Annotated in this window: 12 protein-coding genes; 7 read left to right on the forward strand and 5 right to left on the reverse strand. The window is 54.4% G+C overall.

Annotated features, from left to right (window positions below):
* Positions 1 to 73: 73 nt before the first annotated feature.
* From aceF to pdhR, 3 genes are all read right to left on the reverse strand, one after another.
* On the reverse strand, positions 74 to 1,960 hold the full coding sequence (gene aceF, locus VSR74_RS09305) for a pyruvate dehydrogenase complex dihydrolipoyllysine-residue acetyltransferase (RefSeq protein WP_347794464.1): 1,887 nt from the start codon (positions 1,958 to 1,960) through the stop codon (positions 74 to 76).
* A 14-nt stretch (positions 1,961 to 1,974) separates the two neighbouring features.
* Positions 1,975 to 4,638, reverse strand: coding sequence for a pyruvate dehydrogenase (acetyl-transferring), homodimeric type (gene aceE, locus VSR74_RS09310; RefSeq protein WP_347794465.1), 2,664 nt, complete (start codon positions 4,636 to 4,638; stop codon positions 1,975 to 1,977).
* Between the two features lie 156 nt (positions 4,639 to 4,794).
* Positions 4,795 to 5,559, reverse strand: a complete 765-nt coding sequence (pdhR, locus tag VSR74_RS09315) for a pyruvate dehydrogenase complex transcriptional repressor PdhR (protein ID WP_015965898.1) — start codon at positions 5,557 to 5,559, stop codon at positions 4,795 to 4,797.
* 525 nt (positions 5,560 to 6,084) lie between these two features.
* Between pdhR and aroP the strand changes: the two genes are divergently transcribed.
* The 3 genes from aroP to VSR74_RS09330 all read left to right on the forward strand — a co-directional run bounded on the left by aroP (position 6,085) and on the right by VSR74_RS09330 (position 9,983).
* The gene (gene aroP / locus VSR74_RS09320; protein WP_347794466.1) at positions 6,085 to 7,461 is read left to right on the forward strand and encodes an aromatic amino acid transporter AroP; all 1,377 of its coding nucleotides are present in this window, start codon (positions 6,085 to 6,087) and stop codon (positions 7,459 to 7,461) included.
* A gap of 165 nt (positions 7,462 to 7,626) precedes the next feature.
* Positions 7,627 to 9,033: an MFS transporter gene (locus tag VSR74_RS09325; protein WP_347794467.1), complete on the forward strand. Its 1,407-nt coding sequence runs from the start codon at positions 7,627 to 7,629 to the stop codon at positions 9,031 to 9,033.
* Positions 9,033 to 9,983 carry a glycoside hydrolase family 43 protein gene (locus VSR74_RS09330; RefSeq protein ID WP_347794468.1) on the forward strand — a complete coding sequence of 317 codons (951 nt, stop codon included), beginning with the start codon at positions 9,033 to 9,035 and terminating at the stop codon, positions 9,981 to 9,983. The genes VSR74_RS09325 and VSR74_RS09330 overlap by 1 nt, the downstream gene beginning before the upstream one ends.
* A gap of 66 nt (positions 9,984 to 10,049) precedes the next feature.
* Here the strand turns inward: VSR74_RS09330 and ampE are convergent, their stop codons facing one another.
* The gene (gene ampE / locus VSR74_RS09335; RefSeq protein ID WP_347794469.1) at positions 10,050 to 10,904 is read right to left on the reverse strand and encodes a beta-lactamase regulator AmpE; all 855 of its coding nucleotides are present in this window, start codon (positions 10,902 to 10,904) and stop codon (positions 10,050 to 10,052) included.
* Positions 10,901 to 11,464: a 1,6-anhydro-N-acetylmuramyl-L-alanine amidase AmpD gene (gene ampD, locus VSR74_RS09340; RefSeq protein WP_347794470.1), complete on the reverse strand. Its 564-nt coding sequence runs from the start codon at positions 11,462 to 11,464 to the stop codon at positions 10,901 to 10,903. The genes ampE and ampD overlap by 4 nt, the downstream gene beginning before the upstream one ends.
* Before the next feature lie 87 nt (positions 11,465 to 11,551).
* Here ampD and nadC point away from each other — a divergent pair, with 87 nt between their 5' ends.
* The 4 genes from nadC (at position 11,552) to hofC (ending at position 15,673) form a co-directional block, all read left to right on the forward strand.
* Positions 11,552 to 12,445, forward strand: a complete 894-nt coding sequence (gene nadC, locus VSR74_RS09345; protein WP_347794471.1) for a carboxylating nicotinate-nucleotide diphosphorylase — start codon at positions 11,552 to 11,554, stop codon at positions 12,443 to 12,445.
* A gap of 199 nt (positions 12,446 to 12,644) precedes the next feature.
* Positions 12,645 to 13,082 carry a prepilin peptidase-dependent pilin gene (gene ppdD / locus VSR74_RS09350; RefSeq protein ID WP_347794472.1) on the forward strand — a complete coding sequence of 146 codons (438 nt, stop codon included), beginning with the start codon at positions 12,645 to 12,647 and terminating at the stop codon, positions 13,080 to 13,082.
* Positions 13,083 to 13,095: 13 nt separating this feature from the next.
* Positions 13,096 to 14,481: a type II secretion system protein GspE gene (gene gspE, locus VSR74_RS09355; protein WP_347794473.1), complete on the forward strand. Its 1,386-nt coding sequence runs from the start codon at positions 13,096 to 13,098 to the stop codon at positions 14,479 to 14,481.
* Positions 14,471 to 15,673 carry a protein transport protein HofC gene (hofC, locus tag VSR74_RS09360; RefSeq protein WP_347794474.1) on the forward strand — a complete coding sequence of 401 codons (1,203 nt, stop codon included), beginning with the start codon at positions 14,471 to 14,473 and terminating at the stop codon, positions 15,671 to 15,673. The genes gspE and hofC overlap by 11 nt, the downstream gene beginning before the upstream one ends.
* Positions 15,674 to 15,703 lie beyond the last annotated feature (30 nt).

Genomic DNA, 15,703 nt, shown 5'->3' on the forward strand with positions numbered 1-15,703 from the left:
CTTTGTTGCTAATAACCCCAAAACTTCCCTGAGATTATCAGAAAAAAGCCGGCCGTCAGGCCGGCTTTTTCGATTACATCACCAGGCGGCGAATGTCAGACAGTGTGTTGTTAATGATGGTGATAAAGCGAGCACCATCAGCACCGTCGATCACGCGGTGGTCGAAGGAGAGAGAAATCGGCATCATCAGACGCGGTACAAACTCTTTCCCGTTCCAAACCGGCTCCATCGCTGATTTGGAGACACCGAGGATAGCCACTTCCGGCGCGTTAACAATCGGCGCGAAGTGGGTGGTACCCAGGCCGCCGATGCTGGAGATAGTGAAGCAACCGCCCTGCATTTCGCCAGCCGTCAGCTTACCATCACGCGCTTTTTTGGAGATGGTGGTCAGTTCGCGAGACAGCTCGGTGATGCTCTTCTTGTTCACGTCTTTAAAGACCGGAACTACCAGGCCGTTCGGGGTATCAACCGCCACGCCAATGTTGATGTATTTCTTCAGCGTCAGTTTCTGGCCATCTTCGGACAGAGAGCTGTTGAAGCGAGGCATCTGCTCAAGCGCCGCAGCAACCGCTTTCATGATGAACACAACCGGGGTGAATTTCACATCCAGTTTGCGCTTCTCAGCTTCGGCATTCTGTTGCTTACGGAACGCTTCCAGATCGGTGATATCCGTTTTGTCGAAGTGCGTAACGTGCGGGATCATTACCCAGTTACGGCTCAGGTTCGCGCCAGAAATTTTCTGGATACGACCCAGTTCCACTTCTTCGATTTCACCGAACTTGCTGAAGTCCACTTTCGGCCATGGCAGCATGCCCGGGATACCGCCGCCAGCGGCAGCAGCCGGAGCCGCTTCAGCGCGTTTCACCGCGTCTTTCACGTAAGCCTGAACGTCTTCCCGCAGGATACGGCCTTTACGACCCGTGCCCTTCACTTTCGCCAGGTTAACGCCAAATTCGCGCGCCAGGCGACGAATCACCGGCGTTGCATGAACATAAGCATCGTTTTCTGCGAAGTCAGATTTACCTTCAGCTTTCGCCGCCGGAGCCGGAGCTGCCGCAGGTGCCGGAGCGGAAGCAGCCTGAGCCGGTGCAGCAGCCGGAGCCGCAGCAGGCGCAGCGCCTTCCACTTCAAAGACCATAATCAGGGAGCCGGTTTTCACTTTATCGCCGGTGCTGATTTTGATCTCTTTCACGGTGCCCGCGAACGGTGCCGGAACTTCCATAGACGCTTTGTCGCCTTCTACGGTAATCAGAGACTGTTCGGCTTCGATTTTGTCGCCAACTTTCACCATCACTTCGGTAACTTCAACTTCGTCGCCGCCGATATCTGGAACGTTAACGTCTTTCGCGCCGGATGCTGCCGGAGCAGCCGCCGCCGGAGCCGCTTCTGCTTTCGCCGGAGCCGCAGCAGGTGCAGCACCCGCTACTTCGAAGACCATGATCAGCGAGCCGGTAGAAACTTTGTCACCGGTGTTCACTTTGATCTCTTTCACTGTACCGGCGAACGGTGCAGGGACTTCCATCGAAGCTTTGTCACCTTCCACGGTGATCAGAGACTGTTCAGCGGAAACGGTATCGCCCACTTTAACCAGGATCTCGGTCACTTCGACTTCATCACCGCCGATGTCCGGTACATGAACGTCTTTCGCCGCTGCCGCAGCAGGTGCTGCTGCCGGAGCCGCTTCTTTCTTCTCTTCTGCCTTAGCAGGTGCAGCGTCTGCTGCACCGTCGGCGGAATCGAAAATCATGATAAGTGCGCCAGTCTCGGTTTTGTCGCCGACAGAGACTTTGATCTCTTTTACGACGCCAGCCTGCGGAGACGGAACTTCCATAGAGGCTTTGTCGCCTTCTACGGTGATCAGCGACTGTTCAGCTTCCACTGTGTCGCCCACTTTGACCAGGATCTCGGTGATTTCAACTTCATCAGACCCGATGTCCGGTACTTTGATTTCGATAGCCATTATTCTTTTACCTCTTACGCCAGACGCGGGTTAACTTTATCTGCATCGATGTTGAATTTGGTAATCGCATCCGCTACCACTTTCTTGTCGATTTCGCCACGTTTAGCCAGTTCGCCCAGCGCTGCCACCACCACATAAGAAGCATCAACTTCGAAGTGGTGACGCAGGTTCTCACGGCTGTCGGAACGACCGAAGCCATCCGTACCCAGCACGCGATAGTCGTCAGCCGGTACATAAGTACGTACCTGTTCGGCGAACAGTTTCATATAGTCGGTTGATGCCACAGCCGGAGCGTCGTTCATCACCTGAGCGATGTACGGAACGCGCGGAGTTTCCAGCGGGTGCAGCATGTTCCAGCGCTCACAATCCTGGCCATCACGCGCCAGTTCAGTGAAGGAGGTGACGCTGTAAACGTCAGAGCCTACGCCGTAATCTTTCGCCAGGATCTGTGCTGCTTCACGGACGTGACGCAGGATAGAACCGGAGCCCAGCAACTGAACTTTACCTTTGCTACCTTCAACGGTTTCGAGTTTGTAGATACCTTTACGGATACCTTCCTCAGCACCTTCCGGCATGGCCGGCATGTGGTAGTTTTCGTTCAGGGTGGTGATGTAGTAGTAAACGTTCTCTTGTTTCTCACCGTACATACGCTCCAGACCATCATGCATGATGACCGCAACTTCATACGCGTAAGACGGATCGTAAGAGATACAGTTCGGGATAGTCAGAGACTGAATATGGCTGTGACCATCTTCGTGCTGCAGACCTTCGCCGTTAAGCGTAGTACGACCAGAAGTACCACCTACCAGGAAGCCGCGAGCCTGTTGGTCGCCTGCCTGCCAGCACAGGTCGCCGATACGCTGGAACCCGAACATGGAGTAGTAGATGTAGAACGGGATCATCGGCAGATTGTTGGTGCTGTAAGAGGTCGCAGCAGCCAGCCAGGATGCGCCGGCACCCAGTTCGTTGATACCTTCCTGCAGGATCTGACCTTTCTCGTCTTCTTTGTAGTAAGCAACCTGCTCACGATCCTGCGGGGTGTACTGCTGACCGTTCGGGCTGTAGATACCAATCTGACGGAACAGACCTTCCATACCGAAAGTACGCGCTTCATCGGCGATGATTGGAACCAGACGATCTTTGATCGACTTGTTCTTCAGCATCACGTTCAGGGCACGAACGAAAGCGATAGTGGTGGAGATCTCTTTGTTCTGCTCTTCCAGCAGCGGTGCGAAATCTTCCAGAGTCGGCATTTCCAGCTTCTCAGTGAAGTGGGTCTGGCGGCTTGGCAGATAACCGTGCAGTTTCTGACGCTGAGCGTGCAGATAGGTGTGCTCTTCAGAACCTTCCGGGAAGGTCAGGTAAGAGAGGTTTTCAACCTGCTCGTCGGTTACCGGAACATTGAAGCGGTCGCGGATATAGCGCACGCCGTCCATGTTCATTTTCTTCACCTGGTGAGCGATGTTTTTACCTTCAGCGGTATCACCCATGCCGTAACCTTTAATGGTATGGGCCAGGATAACAGTTGCTTTGCCTTTGGTTTCCTGCGCTTTTTTCAGTGCCGCGTAAACTTTCTTCGGATCGTGACCACCACGGTTCAGGGCCCAGATCTGCTCGTCAGTCCAGTCAGCAACCAGCGCTGCGGTTTCCGGATATTTACCGAAGAAGTGCTCACGCACGTAAGCGCCATCTTTGGATTTGAAGGTCTGGTAATCGCCGTCGACGGTCTCTTCCATCAACTGGATCAGTTTACCGCTGGTGTCTTTACGCAGCAGTTCATCCCAACGACCGCCCCAGATAACCTTGATAACGTTCCAGCCAGCGCCCGCAAAGATGCCTTCCAGTTCGTTAATGATCTTGCCGTTACCGGTGACCGGGCCATCCAGACGCTGCAGGTTACAGTTGATAACGAAGACCAGGTTATCCAGTTTTTCACGGGTAGCGATAGTGATCGCACCTTTGGATTCCGGTTCGTCCATCTCGCCGTCGCCGAGGAACGCGTAAACGGTTTGTTTAGAAGTATCTTTCAGGCCACGGTGTTCCAGATATTTCAGGAACTTCGCCTGGTAGATCGCACCGATTGGGCCCAGACCCATAGACACGGTCGGGAACTGCCAGAACTCTGGCATCAGTTTCGGGTGCGGGTAAGAAGAAAGACCTTTACCGTGAACTTCCTGACGGAAGTTGTTCATCTGTTCTTCGGTCAGACGACCTTCGAGGAATGCACGTGCGTAAACGCCCGGAGAGATGTGACCCTGGAAGTAAACCAGATCGCCGCCATCCTGCTCGTTGCGCGCACGGAAGAAGTGGTTGAAACACACTTCGTAGAAGGTTGCGGAAGACTGGAAGGATGCCATGTGGCCACCCAGTTCCAGATCTTTCTTGGACGCACGCAGAACGGTCATAATCGCGTTCCAGCGGATAGCAGAGCGGATGCGGCGTTCCAGATCCAGATCGCCCGGGTATTCCGGTTCGTCTTCAACGGCAATAGTGTTTACATAACCGCTAGCACCTGCACCAGCCGCTACCTGAACGCCGCCTTTACGGGCTTCAGACAGTACCTGGTCGATCAGATACTGAGCGCGCTCAACACCTTCTTCACGGATGACCGATTCGATCGCCTGTAGCCAGTCGCGAGTTTCGATCGGATCCACGTCATTTGGGAAACGTTCTGACATGGGTTTTTCCTTATCTATCTAGTACGTTGATTTATCTGGAACCTGTCCCATTGTGCTTTCAGGGGAAAACACAATAAGACAGGTTCTGCGTTAGTTGCCGCGCACATTTATCGGCGCTTATCACATCTTTCTGGTAAAACCGCTGCCAGAAAAAACTCAATCCTTACGCTGTTGCAGGCGACGTAACGAGCGTTCACGACGGCTCTGTTCACGGCTCCTGTCCAGCAAAATCTCTTCAATAAACGCCAGGTGACGGTGCGACGCTTCACGCGCCTGCTCCGGCTCACCGGCGACAATCGCCTCGAAAATTCGGGTGCGATGATTGCTGACCTGCGGAAGCATCTCGCGTCGCGCATACAGCAATTCGAAGTTTTGACGAACATTTTGTGCCAGCATGGGCTCCATACACCTTAGCAAATGGAGCAACACCACATTGTGGGCGGCTTCGGTTACAGCGATTTGATACTGGACGACGGCGCTCGACTCAGCGTCAAGGTCGCCCGATTGTTGAGCCCGTTCGATGGCCTGATGCAGTTCGCGAATACGTTCGCGGTCTTCATCAGTGCTGCGCAGCGCTGCGTAATAGGCAGCGATACCTTCAAGCGCATGACGGGTTTCAAGCAGATCAAACTGGGATTCAGGGTGGTCGGACAGAAGTTCTACCAGCGGGTCGCTGAAGCTCTGCCACAGGCTGCTTTGTACAAAAGTCCCGCCGCCCTGGCGACGAAGCAGTAACCCTTTCGCTTCGAGACGTTGGATCGCCTCACGCAGCGAAGGACGGGAAACGTCGAACTGTTTCGCCAGTTCGCGTTCAGGTGGAAGTTTTTCGCCGGGGCGTAGCGTCCCCTCAAGAATCAAAAACTCCAACTGCTGCTCAATCACATCAGAAAGTTTTGGTTGGCGGATTTTGCTGTAGGCCATAGTTCCCTGTCTCTGCCATAAGCCCGTAGTCAATTGGTCTTACCAATTTCAAGTTCGTAGCGCTAAAGTAACAAAGTATTCACCTTCTGTCCATACAGGTTTTGATTGAAATCAGTAAACCACGCACTTTTTAACAACTTCACAGAAATGATGTTTCAAAAATGTAACTTCGCACAAAAGATGCCTTTACCACGAAAGAAGTACAATTAACGAAAAACAAACGAATACTACGCAAACTGAAGCGTTTCACTCACGCAATAAATGAATAACTATTCAATAAATACTCAGAAAGGGGACATTTTTATCCACCACCTGAACCTTTGTTAAACTTACAAATGGTTTCTTTTTATTCAATCCGTCATCAACCACTCATAAAGCAGGTGCATTTCCGCCCGCTTACCACTATTCTTCCCTGGGCGAAAGAGTTCCTCTCATTTTTATTCACGCTCATTCGTAAATAAAAGAATACAGAAAACGGAATTTCATGATTACACACGTACAAATAACAACCACACACGAGGTTTCATGATGGAAGGTCAACAGCACGGCGATCAGCTAAAGCGCGGCCTCAAAAACCGCCATATCCAGCTTATCGCACTGGGTGGAGCTATCGGAACGGGCCTGTTTCTCGGCAGTGCCTCCGTTATCCAGTCAGCGGGTCCTGGCATTATTCTGGGTTATGCCATTGCAGGCTTTATTGCCTTCCTGATCATGCGCCAGCTAGGCGAAATGGTTGTGGAAGAGCCGGTAGCCGGGTCATTCAGCCACTTTGCCTATAAATACTGGGGGAGTTTCGCCGGTTTCGCCTCAGGCTGGAACTACTGGGTTCTGTACGTACTGGTTGCCATGGCGGAGCTCACCGCCGTCGGTAAATATGTCCAGTTCTGGTATCCGGAGATCCCCACCTGGGCTTCCGCGGCCGCCTTCTTCATCCTGATTAACGCCATTAACCTCACCAACGTAAAAGTATTTGGTGAAATGGAGTTCTGGTTCGCCATTATTAAAGTCGTCGCGGTTGTCGGCATGATCCTGTTCGGCGGCTGGCTGCTGTTCAGCGGCAACGCGGGCCAGCAGGCAACGGTACGCAATCTGTGGGAACAGGGTGGATTCCTGCCGCATGGCATGCAGGGGCTGGTGATGATGATGGCTATTATCATGTTCTCCTTTGGCGGGCTGGAGCTGGTCGGTATCACGGCGGCAGAAGCCGATAACCCGGAACAGAGCATCCCGAAAGCGACTAATCAGGTTATCTACCGCATTCTGATTTTCTATGTGGGTTCACTGGCGGTTCTGCTTTCTCTGCTGCCGTGGACGCGCGTGACGGCAGACGTTAGCCCGTTTGTACTTATCTTCCATGAACTGGGCGATACATTGGTGGCTAATGCCCTGAATATCGTGGTTCTGACGGCGGCGCTCTCGGTCTACAACAGTTGTGTTTACTGCAACAGCCGCATGCTGTTCGGCCTGGCGCAGCAGGGGAACGCACCGAAAGCCCTGCTTTCCGTTGATAAACGCGGCGTACCGGTGAACACCATTCTGGTATCCGCGGTAGTCACTGCACTGTGCGTACTGATCAACTACCTGGCGCCGGAATCCGCTTTCGGCCTGCTGATGGCGCTGGTTGTCTCTGCACTGGTCATCAACTGGGCGATGATTAGCCTCGCACACATGAAATTCCGCAAAGCGAAACAGCAACAGGGCGTTACGCCGCGCTTCCCGGCGCTGCTCTACCCGCTTGGCAACTGGGTCTGCCTGCTCTTTATGGCGGCGGTGCTGGTTATCATGCTGATGACGCCGGGAATGGCAATTTCCGTTTACCTGATCCCGGTATGGATTTGTATCCTGGGTGTCGGCTATTTATTTAAACAGAAAGGGGCAAAAAACGCCGTTAAGGCGCACTAACCCTCTTCTCAACGGCCCCCTCTCCCGGAGGGGGCTGACTCTGTTATCCGCTTCACACTTTCCTCTTCCCAGCAATTTAATCCATATCATCGCCTTTATACTGCAACGTATTTCATAGGCTAACAGCCAATAATTCTCTCCATACTGTCATAGGGAGTTCTGGCAATGAATAACAATAAGTTATCAGTAAGAGAGAAGATTGGTTACGGCATGGGCGACGCTGGCTGCAACATCATATTCGGCGCTATCATGCTGTTTGTTAATTACTTTTATACAGATATTTTTGGTCTTGCCCCGGCACTGGTTGGCGTATTACTGCTTTCCGTGCGCGTCATCGATGCCGTCACCGACCCGATTATGGGCGCGCTCGCCGACCGAACCCGCAGTAAATTTGGGCGATTTCGTCCATGGTTGCTGTGGATTGCGTTCCCCTATGCGCTGTTCAGCATCCTGATGTTTACGACCCCTGACTGGACTTACAACAGCAAAGTTATCTATGCCTTTGTCACCTATTTCCTGCTGTCAGTGACCTATACCGCGATTAACATCCCCTACTGCTCACTGGGCAGCGTTATCACGAATGACCCTAAAGAACGCGTCGCCTGCCAGTCTTACCGCTTTGTGCTGGTCGGAATCGCCACGCTGCTGCTGTCATTGACCCTCCTGCCAATGGTCGACTGGTTTGGCGGCGGCGACAAAGCCAAGGGTTATCAGATGGCGATGACGGTATTGGCCTTTATTGGTATGTGTATGTTCCTGTTCTGTTTTGCCAGCGTGCGCGAACGTGTGAAACCCGCTGTGCAAACTAACGACGAACTAAAACAAGACCTGAAAGACGTGTGGAAAAACGATCAGTGGGTGCGCATCCTGCTACTGACCTTGTGCAACGTCTGCCCGGGCTTTATCCGTATGGCGGCCACTATGTACTACGTCACCTGGGTGATGGGCCAGAGCACCCATTTCGCTACGCTGTTTATCAGCCTCGGCGTAATCGGCATGATGTTCGGCAGCGTACTGGCAAAATTGCTCACCGACCGCTGGTGTAAATTACAGGTCTTCTTCTGGACTAACATCGCGCTGGCGATTTTCTCTATCGCATTCTATTTCTTCGACCCGCACGCCACGGTGATGATTGTGGTGCTCTATTTCCTGCTCAATATCCTGCATCAGATCCCTTCCCCGCTGCACTGGTCGCTGATGGCGGACGTCGATGACTACGGCGAGTGGAAAACGGGCAAACGTATCACCGGTATCAGCTTCTCCGGCAACCTCTTCTTCCTGAAGGTAGGTCTGGCTGTCGCCGGGGCGATGGTCGGCTTCCTGCTCTCCTGGTATGGCTACGATGCCGGAGCAAAACAGCAGAGCGAAACCACGATTAACGGCATCATGCTGCTGTTTACCGTGATCCCGGGGGTGGGTTATCTGCTCACCGCAGGCATCGTGCGCTTGCTGAAAGTTGACCGCGAGCTGATGAAACAAATCCAGTCAGATTTAGCGAAACGCCGCGAAAACTACCGCGAACTGAATGCGTATCAGGAATTAAAAACCACCGAACATGTAAGGAAAGCATAATGAATAGCTGGCCCAACCCCTTTATTGAACAGCGTGCCGACCCCTTCATTCTGCACCATCAGGGAGAGTACTATTTTATCGCCTCGGTGCCGGAGTATGACCGACTGGAGATCCGCCGCGCCAGTAGCCTTGACGGGTTACGCAGCGCGGAAGCGGTTGTCGTCTGGCGTAAACCCGCCAGCGGGCCGATGTGCGAGCTTATCTGGGCACCGGAACTGCATTATATCGCGGGCCAGTGGGTCATCTACTTCGCAGCCGCCCACACGCAGGCGCTGGATGCGCTCGGTATGTTCCAGCACCGGATGTATGCGCTAACCTGCTCAGACGCCGATCCCCTTACCGGACGATGGATTGAACGCGGTCAGGTAAAAACCCCGTTCGATACTTTCTGTCTGGACGCCACCACCTTCCACCATCAGGGAAAACAGTGGTATCTGTGGGCGCAAAAATCGCCGGAGATTGCCGGAAACTCCAACATCTATCTGGCCGAACTGGAAAATCCCTGGACTATCAAAGGTGAGCCGGTGATGCTCAGCAAACCGGAATATGAGTGGGAGTGCCGGGGTTTTCTGGTCAACGAAGGGCCGGCGGTTCTGGTACATGGCGATAAGCTTTTTATTAGCTATTCCGCCAGCGCCACCGATGAGAACTACTGCATGGGCCTGCTGTGGATTGACCTGAACGCTGACATGACAAAGCCGGATAACTGGCATAAATCACCACAGCCGGTGTTCACCACCAGCTATGAAAACCGCCAGTACGGGCCAGGGCATAACAGCTTTACGCAAACGCCAGATGGGAAAGATGTGCTGGTTTATCACGCGCGGAATTATACGGAGATTGAAGGCGACCCGTTGTACGATCCGAATCGCCACACGCGGCTGAAATTAGTGCGCTGGCGGGAAGACGGAATGCCGGATTTCGGCATTCCACCAGCAGATAGCGTCTAAACCGTTGCCCGGTGGCGCTTCGCTTACCGGGCCGACAAAACGGCCCCGCGCCATCCGGTAATCCACTTACACCAGCGTCCCATAGATGGTCAGCAGCGCCATAATCACCACCACCACAAACGAGGTTTTCTTCGCCATCGACACCGCCGATTTTGGCGTCTCTATCTTATCGACATGCGGTTCACGCGCCAGCGAATACTGCGCCAGTTGCGTCAGCACCTGATACTGCGACGAATGACGATCGCCCAGCGAGGCAAACCAGGCGGGCAGAGCCTTCTCACCGTGACCGAGAAGTGCGTAAACCACCCCCACCAGCCGCACGGGGATCCAGTCCACCACATGCAGAATAGCGTCAATTCCTGACTGCAAACGGTGATGTGGCGTCTGATAACGCGCCAGCCAGGATTGCCAGGCTCGCAGGAACGAATAGCCCATCAGCATCACAGGCCCCCACGGGCCGCCTACCACGAACCAGAACAGCGGAGCGAGGTAGAAACGATAGTTGATCCACAGCAGCGCATTTTGTAACTCGCGCAGAAATTCGCGCTCATCGCAGCCCGGCGGCACACCGTGGATCATCGTCAGTTCACAGGCCATCGCTTCACGGGCGTGGCTATCGTTAAGGGAAGCGGCTTTCAGGTAGGCGTGATAGTGCAGACGCACTCGCCCGGCGCCAATGCACAGCAGCCCCAGCAAAATCCAGAACACCAGCAGCGGCACATTAAACAGCAGGCCATCAAGCGCGCGCTGGATCAAAAACACCACTACCATCGCCACCGCCGTCATGAGCAGCGTCGTTGTGAAAGAGAAATGCTTGATGCGGCGGAATAGCACCTCCAGGCGGTGATCGAGCTGCCAGTGCTCACCCAACTTAAATAAACGCTCGGCAATCAGTACCAGAAGCGTAGTAAACAGCGTCATGTCATCTCCTTATCTGACGAGGGGGTGACCAGTGCGCGAAAGCGGGCCCAGTCAAACGCCGGGCCGGGGTCGGTTTTACGCACGGGCGCAATATCACAATGTCCAGTCATGTTGTCGGCTATCGCCGGGTAGACGGTGGTCAGCAACCGGGTCAACGCCGCCAGTTGCTGATACTGCGCATCGGTATAGGCCAGAATGTCGGTACCTTCAAGTTCAATGCCTATCGAAAAATCGTTGCAGCGCTCGCGGCCATGATACACCGACACGCCAGCATGCCAGGCGCGCTTATCAAAGGGAACATACTGCACAATTTCCCCATCGCGGCGAATCAGACAATGGGCAGAAACGCGCAGGTGAGAAATCTCGGCAAAAAATGGATGAGCGTCGGGGTCGAGCGTGCCGGTAAACAGCGCATCGATCCATGGGCCGCCAAATTCGCCCGGGGGTAAACTGATATTGTGAACAACCAGCAATGACGGGGGTTCATCGTCCGGGCGGCAGTCAAAGTGTGGCGACGGCACCTGCCGAACGCCCACCAGCCATCCCTTCTCTAACAACATGCTGGATCTCCTTATGTGTGGTGCTGATACTCGGTTCAGAGTAGCATGTTTAAACCATTCGAATCGTTACCAATTTGGAGTTTTATCATGCCGCCTCGCCGCTACAATCCAGACCACCGACGTGACGCGCTTCTGGAACGTATCAATCTCGACATTCCCAACGCCGTGGCACAGGCGCTCCGTGAAGATCTGGGCGGAGAAGTGGATGCCAATAACGACATTACTGCGCAACTGCTGCCAGCGGAAACCCGCTCTCACGCGGTGGTCATTACCCGCGAAGACGGCGTCTTTTGCGGCAAACGCTGGGTTGAAGAAGTCTTTATCCAACTGGCGGGTGATGACGTAACCCTGACCTGGCACGTCGCCGATGGCGATCAGGTAAAAGCCAATCAGCCGCTGTTTGAAATCGATGGCCCTTCCCGCATCCTGCTGACCGGGGAGCGCACCGCACTGAATTTTGTGCAGACCCTCTCCGGCGTGGCAAGTGAGGTTCGTCGCTATGTCGACCTGCTGGATGGCACTAAAACGCAGTTGCTGGATACCCGCAAAACGCTGCCTGGCCTGCGCACCGCCCTGAAATATGCCGTACTGTGCGGCGGCGGCGCGAACCACCGTTTGGGTCTTTCCGACGCTTTCCTGATTAAAGAAAACCACATAATCGCCTCTGGCTCTGTGCGCCAGGCGGTGGAAAAAGCGTTCTGGCTGCATCCGGATGTGCCGGTAGAAGTGGAAGTGGAAAGTCTGGAAGAACTTGAGGACGCACTGAAAGCCGGGGCCGATATCATCATGCTTGATAACTTTGACACCGAACTGATGCGCAAAGCTGTCGCCATCACCAACGGTCAGGCGCGTCTGGAAGTTTCCGGTAATGTCACCTTCGAAACTATTCGGGAATTTGCGGAAACTGGGGTGGATTACATCTCTGTTGGCGCGCTGACTAAACATGTGCACGCCTTAGACCTCTCGATGCGCTTCCGTTAACTCTCCTTGTCCGGCCTGCGCCGTAGGCCGGACAAACGCAACGCCATCTGACAATTCCCCGAGCCTTCTTCCACTTTTATGTCGCCTTCTGCAACGCGTGAAAATTCTCTGGAACGCGCATTCCTGAATCTTTTTTTGCCCCTCGCCCCCGCTTCACGCCCCTGACACACTTCCGCCATCTCAACCAGGAGTGTGCATCATGGAAAAGCAAAAAGGCTTTACCCTTATCGAGTTAATGGTGGTGATTGGCATCATCGCCATCTTAAGTGCCATCGGCATCCCGGCGTATCAAAACTATCTGCGCAAGGCCGCGCTCACCGATATGCTACAAACTTTCGTCCCCTATCGAACGGCGATTGAACTCTGCGCGCTCGACCACGGAGGATTAAACAGTTGCGATGCGGGAACCAACGGCATTCCCTCCCCCACCACGACGCGTTACGTCTCTGGCATGAGCATCGCCAAAGGCGTGGTCATTCTTAGCGGGCAAGAGAGCCTGAACGGTCTTTCAGTCAACATGACTCCCGGCTGGGATAACGCAAGCGGCGTGACTGGCTGGACGCGAGTCTGCGACATTCAGGGCGACAGCGCCTTACAACAGGCCTGTGAAGACGTCTTCCGCTTCGACGCACAGTAAGCAGGAGGTCGCAATGAAACAGGAACAGTTGCTGGCGTTGTGTAAAAAGTATCACGCTCTGCTAATTAGCAGCGATCAGGCGGTACTGAGTATCGCGGTCGTGGGTGCGCCTTCGGACGAACTGATGGACGCCCTGCGCTTTGCCACCCAAAAAAGGATTGATATCGAATGCTGGAGCCAGGAGCGGATGGACAAACACCTGCAACTTTCAGCCACTGCGGAACAGCCTGCGGCCAATGATGATATTAACAACGTCGTCGATCTCCTTAACCGCACCCTGGAGCAGGCACTGGCTCAACGTGCGTCGGATATCCATTTCGAACCGGGCAAAAATCACCTGCGCCTACGATTGCGCGTGGATGGTGTGCTGCATGTGCTTTCAACCCTACCGTCATCGCTGGCGGCGACATTAACCGCCAGGCTGAAGGTACTCGGCAATCTTGATATAGCCGAACGGCGTGTCCCCCAGGACGGACAATTTACCGTGGAAATTGCCGCTCAAACCGTCTCTTTTCGTATTGCAACGCTACCCTGCCGCTACGGTGAAAAGGTTGTTCTGCGTCTGTTGCACAACGTTGAGCAGGCGCTGGATATTAATCAGCTCGGCATGAACAGCGACCAGTTAGCGCTGTTTAGCGATGCCCTCAACCAGCCGCAGGGGCTCATTCTGGTGACGGGGCCGACGGGCAGCGGTAAAACGGTCACACTCTATAGCGCCCTGCAACGTCGAAACCACAATGAAGTCAATATTTGCAGCGTGGAAGACCCGGTGGAAATTCCCATCGCCGGGTTGAATCAAACGCAAATAAACCCACGTGCCGGGCTCACGTTTCAAAGCGTACTGCGGGCGCTGTTGCGCCAGGATCCGGATATCGTGATGGTGGGGGAAATTCGCGATGGCGAAACGGCGGAAATTGCTATTAAAGCCGCGCAAACAGGGCACCTGGTGCTCTCTACGCTCCATACCAACTCGACCGTCGAAACGCTGATCCGCCTGGAACAAATGGGCGTAGCGCGCTGGATGATCTCCTCTGCCCTCCAGTTGGTCGTGGCCCAGCGCCTGGTACGGAAACTCTGCCCGCACTGCCGGGTAAAAAACGGCACTGAAGCCCCGCTACCGAATGCGCTCTGGCCCCGCCCGCTTCCGCGCTGGCAGGCCGCGGGCTGTCAGCACTGCTATCATGGCTACCTTGGGCGAGCGGCAATATTCGAAATCCTGCCGCTCAATAACAGTTTACGCCATGCCATTGCTGCTGGTCGCGACACTGGGGAGCTTATCCAGAAAGCGCGCCTCGCAGGAATGACCACATTGTTCGAAAACGGCTGCCTGGCCGTTGAACGCGGCTTAACCACCCAGGAAGAGCTGCTGCGCGTCATGGGAATACCGCATGGCAGCTAATCAACTTTGGCGCTGGCGTGGCCTGACGCTTCAGGCAGAGGAGCGGCAGGGTACGCTCTGGGCACAAAACCGTCTGCAGGCAATGCTCTCCTTACAGCAGCAGGGAGTCACTGCGCTATCACTCCGCCGCTGCCCCGTCAGGCCCGCGTACTGGCGCACAGCCTGGCGATGCGAGATCATTGAGCAACTGGCAACGCTGCTTCATGCCGGGCTCACGCTATCGGATGGTCTGGAAATGCTGGCGCAACAGCACCCGATACCGCAGTGGCAGGCCCTGCTCTCCACGCTCTCCAAACGGCTGGCGGAGGGGAGCACGCTCTCTGAAGCTTTGCGGCAATGGCCGGAAGCTTTTCCACCGCTCTGGCTGGCGATGATCCACACCGGAGAAGTCACCGGGAAACTGGAACTCTGCTGCCAGTCGCTGGCTCAGCAACAAAAAGCGCAACAGGCGATTACGCAGAAAGTCAAAAAGGCGCTCCGTTATCCGTGCATTATTTTGTCGCTGGCGGTGGCCGTTGTGGTGGCGATGCTGGGTTTTGTGCTCCCCGAATTTACAGCAATCTACCGAACCTTTAACACCCCGCTGCCCCTGCTCACCCAAATAGTCATGCGCCTGGCCGACGGTGTGAAGGAGCATTTCGGGCTGATCGCCGTCACTATAATGCTTCCCTTCCTTCCGGGTCTGTTACTGAAAAAGGAGCCACGCTGGCAGAGATTTCATCTGCGAATTGTGCTGGCACTGCCGGTCATGGGGCGCCTCGTGCGTGGACAGATGCTAAGCCACATTTATACCGTGCTTGCGCTGACGCAAAGTGCAGGTATTACTTTTCTACAAGGCCTGGAGACGCTTGAAGATACGCTGACCCATCCTCACTGGCGGGATGTTATTACCCGGCTCCATCAGGCGATTTCACAAGGAAGCCCCATCTGGCAGGCGATGGAAAAAAGTGAGACCTTCACTCCGCTCTGCCTGCAACTGGTAAGAACGGGTGAAACGTCTGGCGCACTGGAGCAAATGTTGCAAAATCTGGCGGACTACCACAGTGAAAAAACGCACCAACTCTCGGAAAACCTGACATCGCTGCTGGAGCCAATGCTATTGCTGGTGACTGGCGCCATTATTGGCACACTGGTAGTGGCAATGTATCTGCCGATATTTCATCTGGGGGATGCGATTAGCGGGGCGGGATAAGCGCTGGCGCAGGAAGCGCCAGCGCGAAGC

The sequence above is a fragment of the Pseudocitrobacter cyperus genome (assembly GCF_039889165.1).
GTDB lineage: Bacteria > Pseudomonadota > Gammaproteobacteria > Enterobacterales > Enterobacteriaceae > Pseudocitrobacter > Pseudocitrobacter cyperus.

Coding starts and splice junctions, on each gene's coding strand:
- VSR74_RS09330 (WP_347794468.1), top strand. CDS start 9,033: ATGAATAGCTGGCCCAACCCCTTTATTGAACAGCGTGCCGACCCCTTC.
- ppdD (WP_347794472.1), top strand. CDS start 12,645: ATGGAAAAGCAAAAAGGCTTTACCCTTATCGAGTTAATGGTGGTGATT.
- aroP (WP_347794466.1), top strand. CDS start 6,085: ATGATGGAAGGTCAACAGCACGGCGATCAGCTAAAGCGCGGCCTCAAA.
- nadC (WP_347794471.1), top strand. CDS start 11,552: ATGCCGCCTCGCCGCTACAATCCAGACCACCGACGTGACGCGCTTCTG.
- VSR74_RS09325 (WP_347794467.1), top strand. CDS start 7,627: ATGAATAACAATAAGTTATCAGTAAGAGAGAAGATTGGTTACGGCATG.
- hofC (WP_347794474.1), top strand. CDS start 14,471: ATGGCAGCTAATCAACTTTGGCGCTGGCGTGGCCTGACGCTTCAGGCA.
- aceE (WP_347794465.1), bottom strand. CDS start 4,638: ATGTCAGAACGTTTCCCAAATGACGTGGATCCGATCGAAACTCGCGAC.
- gspE (WP_347794473.1), top strand. CDS start 13,096: ATGAAACAGGAACAGTTGCTGGCGTTGTGTAAAAAGTATCACGCTCTG.
- ampD (WP_347794470.1), bottom strand. CDS start 11,464: ATGTTGTTAGAGAAGGGATGGCTGGTGGGCGTTCGGCAGGTGCCGTCG.
- ampE (WP_347794469.1), bottom strand. CDS start 10,904: ATGACGCTGTTTACTACGCTTCTGGTACTGATTGCCGAGCGTTTATTT.
- aceF (WP_347794464.1), bottom strand. CDS start 1,960: ATGGCTATCGAAATCAAAGTACCGGACATCGGGTCTGATGAAGTTGAA.
- pdhR (WP_015965898.1), bottom strand. CDS start 5,559: ATGGCCTACAGCAAAATCCGCCAACCAAAACTTTCTGATGTGATTGAG.